Consider the following 4,788-nt stretch of genomic DNA (forward strand, 5'->3'; position numbering starts at 1 on the left):
ATATATGTGTATTCGCGTATATATACCTAAAATAGATTTTTTTTGAATCATTAGCATTTGGAGACATGCCATGCGCATAGGAGTACCGCTGGAAATCAGGCCTGGGGAAACTCGGGTAGCCGCCACACCGGAAACCGTTAAGAAGTTGATTGGCCAAGGCCATACGGTTGTTATTCAAAAGGATGCAGGTGTTACAGCCAGCCAACCCGATTCTGCGTATGAGGCAGTGGGCGCAAGCATTGGTAGCGCTGCTGATGCTTTTGGCGCAGAGATCGTGCTGAAAGTGCGTGCACCCGAAGCTGCCGAACTCAAGCAAATTAAATCTGGCAGCGTGCTCCTGGGCATGCTCGATCCATTTGATAACGACAATATTGCCGCCATGGCTGCACAGGGTGTCACAGCATTCTCATTAGAGGCTGCTCCCCGTACCACTCGCGCTCAAAGCATGGACGTTCTTTCTTCGCAAGCTAACATTGCCGGTTACAAAGCGGTGATGGTTGCCGCTAACGAGTATCAGCGCTTTATGCCAATGCTCATGACTGCAGCGGGAACCGTTAAAGCTGCACGTGTACTGATCTTGGGTGCGGGTGTTGCCGGCCTCCAAGCAATTGCAACCGCAAAGCGTTTAGGCGCAGTGATCGAAGCATCTGATGTGCGTCCAGCGGCTAAAGAGCAAATTGAATCTCTCGGCGCTAAGTTTGTTGATGTTCCTTATGAAACTGACGAAGAGCGTGAAATCGCTCAAGGTGTTGGTGGTTATGCTCGCCCAATGCCAGAAGCTTGGATGAAGCGTCAGGCAGCACTCGTTGCTGAACGCGCTCAACAAGCTGACATCGTGATTACTACTGCATTAATTCCGGGTCGTAAGCCACCAGTCTTGTTGCACAGCGATACCGTTGCCAATATGAAACCCGGCTCTATCGTGATCGACCTAGCTGCTGGTCGCGGCGATAACGGTTCAGGTAATTGCCCTTTGACAGAAGCTGACAAGATTGTTGAAAAAAACGGTGTGAAGATTATTGGTTACACCAATCTCGCTAGCATGGTAGCGGCAGATGCTTCTGCCTTGTATGCGCGCAACTTGCTCGACTTCATGAAGCTAATTGTTGACGCAGAAGCTAAGTTAGTTATCCCAAGCGATGACGATATCGTTACTGCCTGTCTCATGTGTCGTGATGGCCAAGCCATTCGTAAAAACTAATAGCAATCATTCAAAGGAAACATCATGGATCTCGCTGCTTTTCAAAGCATCCTCACAGTCCAAAACATCACCGTGTTTGTATTGGCCATTTTTGTTGGCTATCACGTGGTTTGGAACGTTACCCCTGCACTCCACACCCCACTCATGGCGGTTACTAACGCCATTTCTGGAATCATTATTGTTGGCGCCCTCCTGCAAACCGAAGTGATTGGTGGCGATGAAATTACTCTCACCAGCATCATTGGTGCGGTAGCAGTTTTCTTAGCCTCAATCAATATTTTTGGTGGCTTTATGGTCACCCGTCGCATGCTGGAGATGTTCAAGAAAAAAGCTCCTAAGGCTGATGCGGCCGGAACTAAATAAAACTAGAACAAGATCTTATAGAGACCAAAATAATGTCAAACATAACCGCGATTTCCTATCTCATTTCATCGGTATTATTCATCCTCGCTCTGCGTGGATTGTCCTCGCCGACAACTTCACGTCAAGGCAACACCTTCGGTATGATCGGTATGCTTCTTGCCGTCATTACCACCTTCATGATTCCTGACTTTAAGCCAGTCTTCTCATTGATTATTGGCGCGATTGTTGGTGGTGCCATCATCGGAACCATTGCTGCTAAGCGTGTGCAGATGACCAAGATGCCTGAGCTCGTAGCACTCATGCACTCTTTTGTTGGCTTGTCGGCTGTATTGATTGCCATCGCAGCGGTATACAACCCAGCCCATGACCATACTGGCGCGCAAAAGATTGAACTCTTTATTGGCGCCTTTATTGGGGCAATCACCTTTACTGCCTCAATCATCGCGTTCGGAAAACTTTCCGGCAAGGTTAGCGGTAAGCCAGTGACCTTTGCTGGACAACATTTACTAAACCTCGCCCTCGCAATTGGCATGGTTGGTGGCGGTGTCATGTATTTCATGACAGGTAGCCACGAAGCATTCTTGGTGATGTGTGCCATTGCCTTGGTATTGGGCGTGACATTGATCATCCCAATCGGTGGTGCCGATATGCCAGTGGTGGTATCGATGCTGAACAGCTACTCTGGTTGGGCTGCGGCTGGTATTGGTTTCACATTAAATAATCCTGTTTTGATCATCGCTGGTGCTTGCGTAGGCTCATCTGGTGCGATTCTGTCTTACATCATGTGTAAGGCAATGAACCGATCCATCTTGGCGGTATTGCTTGGTGGTTTTGGCGCTGAAGCCTCTGCCGGTGGCGCCGATGATGGGGGCCCAAAGAACTACAAAACTGGCTCCCCAGAAGATGCCGCCTTCCTTATGGAAAATGCTGATACTGTGGTGATTGTTCCTGGTTACGGCTTAGCAGTTGCCCGCGCCCAGCACGCCCTGAAAGAATTAACAGAGAAATTGACTCACCATGGCGTGACCGTGAAGTATGCGATTCACCCAGTGGCAGGCCGTATGCCTGGTCATATGAACGTTCTCTTAGCTGAAGCAGAAGTTCCATACGATCAAGTATTCGAAATGGAAGACATTAACAGCGACTTTGGTCAGGCTGATGTGGTCTTAGTTCTTGGTGCAAACGATGTGGTGAATCCTGCCGCTCGTACACCAGGTAGTCCAATCTTCGGTATGCCGATCTTGGAAGCATTCAAAGCTAAAACGATCATCGTAAACAAGCGCTCCATGGCTGCAGGTTATGCTGGCCTTGATAACGAACTCTTCTATATGGATAAAACCATGATGGTCTTCGGCGATGCGAAGAAGGTGGTTGAAGACATGGTGAAGTCAGTTTCTTAAAGACCAAACCAAGCAGCATTAAATAATAAATGACCGCCTTCGGGCGGTTTTTTATTACCTCAGAATCCTGCTTTTACCAACACTAATAAAAAAACGCCCGGTCTTTTGAACCAGGCGTTTTAGCTTCTACAGCTTGATAGCTGAGGAAATTACGGCTATTACATCATGCCGCCCATTCCACCCATACCACCCATGCCGCTCATATCAGGCATGCCACCACCAGCGGAATCATCCTTTGGAGCTTCACAGATTGCGCAATCAGTAGTCAACAATAAAGCTGCAACAGAAGCTGCATTAACCAATGCAGTTTTTGTTACCTTAGTTGGATCGATCACGCCTTGAGCTACGAGGTCGCCATATTCACCAGTTGCTGCGTTGTAACCGTTGTTGCCTTTGCTGGCCAACACTGCATTAACAACAACGCTAGCTTCATCGCCTGCGTTAGAAACGATGATACGAATTGGCTCTTCCATTGCGCGCAATACGATGTTGATACCAGCGTCTTGGTCAGCGTTATCGCCTTTCAAACCTTTGATACCTTGCATCGCACGTAACAATGCTACGCCACCGCCAGGAACAATACCTTCTTCAACCGCTGCACGAGTTGCGTGCAATGCATCATCAACGCGGTCTTTCTTTTCTTTCATTTCAACTTCAGTAGCAGCGCCAACACGAATCACCGCAACACCACCTGCCAATTTGGCAACGCGCTCTTGCAATTTCTCTTTGTCGTAGTCACTAGTTGCTTCATCGATCTGAACACGGATATTCTTCACGCGCGCTTCGATTGCTTTAGCATCGCCAGCACCGTCAATGATGATGGTGTTTTCTTTGCCTACTTCGATACGCTTGGCTTGACCCAAGTGCTCAAGAGTTGTTTTCTCGAGTGTGAGGCCGATTTCTTCAGCGATCACTGTACCGCCAGTCAAAATCGCGATGTCTTCCAGCATGGCTTTACGACGATCGCCAAAGCCTGGGGCCTTAACAGCACAAGTCTTGATGATGCCGCGGATATTGTTCACAACCAAAGTTGCCAAGGCTTCGCCTTCAACATCTTCTGCAATGATCAACAATGGACGACCAGACTTCGCTACTTGCTCGAGTACTGGGAGCAAATCACGGATGTTGCTAACTTTCTTGTCAAACAAGAGAACGTAAGGAGTTTCCAATACGGCAACTTGCTTTTCAGGTTGGTTAATGAAATATGGAGAGAGGTAGCCGCGGTCAAACTGCATACCTTCAACTACTTCAAGCTCATCTTCCAAAGACTTACCATCTTCAACAGTAATAACACCTTCTTTACCTACTTTTTCCATTGCTTCAGCAATTCGCTGACCAATGCTGTGATCGCTGTTAGCTGAGATTGAACCAACTTGAGCGATTTCTTTAGTAGTTGTACAAGGCTTACTGATCTTCTTGAGCTCTTCGATTGCAGCTGTAACTGCTTTATCAATACCGCGCTTCAAGTCCATTGGGTTGTGACCTGAAACTACGTATTTCATACCTTCGCGAACGATAGACTGAGCCAATACAGTTGCGGTAGTTGTACCGTCACCAGCGATGTCATTGGTTTTGGAAGCAACTTCCTTCACCATCTGAGCACCCATGTTCTGGAGCTTATCTTTGAGTTCGATTTCTTTAGCTACGGATACGCCATCCTTAGTGATGGTTGGGCCGCCAAATGAACGCTCGATAACCACGTTACGACCTTTTGGTCCCAAAGTAGTTTTTACTGCGTTCGCCAGAATGTTTACGCCTTCTACCATCTTGGTACGGGCGTTATCTCCAAATACGACGTCTTTTGCTGCCATGATTGAGTTCCTT

At 47.8% G+C, this 4,788-nt stretch carries 4 protein-coding genes; 3 read left to right on the top strand and 1 reads right to left on the bottom strand.

Annotation, left to right across the window (positions count from 1 at the left end; translation table 11 throughout):
- The first annotated feature begins 70 nt into the window (after positions 1-70).
- From B7X71_RS11970 to B7X71_RS11980, 3 genes are read left to right on the top strand one after another with little or no spacing between them, the layout of a single operon-like run.
- On the top strand, positions 71-1,201 hold the full coding sequence (locus B7X71_RS11970) for a Re/Si-specific NAD(P)(+) transhydrogenase subunit alpha (RefSeq protein WP_215301976.1): 1,131 nt from the start codon (positions 71-73) through the stop codon (positions 1,199-1,201).
- A gap of 24 nt (positions 1,202-1,225) precedes the next feature.
- Positions 1,226-1,564 (top strand): proton-translocating transhydrogenase family protein, encoded by a 339-nt coding sequence (locus tag B7X71_RS11975; RefSeq protein WP_011903634.1) that lies wholly within the window; start codon positions 1,226-1,228, stop codon positions 1,562-1,564.
- 32 nt (positions 1,565-1,596) lie between these two features.
- Positions 1,597-2,964, top strand: a complete 1,368-nt coding sequence (locus B7X71_RS11980) for an NAD(P)(+) transhydrogenase (Re/Si-specific) subunit beta (RefSeq protein ID WP_293600844.1) — start codon at positions 1,597-1,599, stop codon at positions 2,962-2,964.
- 158 nt (positions 2,965-3,122) lie between these two features.
- On the opposite strand, the gene groL is transcribed toward B7X71_RS11980, so the two are convergent.
- Positions 3,123-4,775 (bottom strand): chaperonin GroEL, encoded by a 1,653-nt coding sequence (gene groL, locus B7X71_RS11985; protein ID WP_215301980.1) that lies wholly within the window; start codon positions 4,773-4,775, stop codon positions 3,123-3,125.
- Positions 4,776-4,788: the final 13 nt, after the last annotated feature.

The sequence above is a fragment of the Polynucleobacter sp. 39-46-10 genome, from assembly GCF_002282275.1.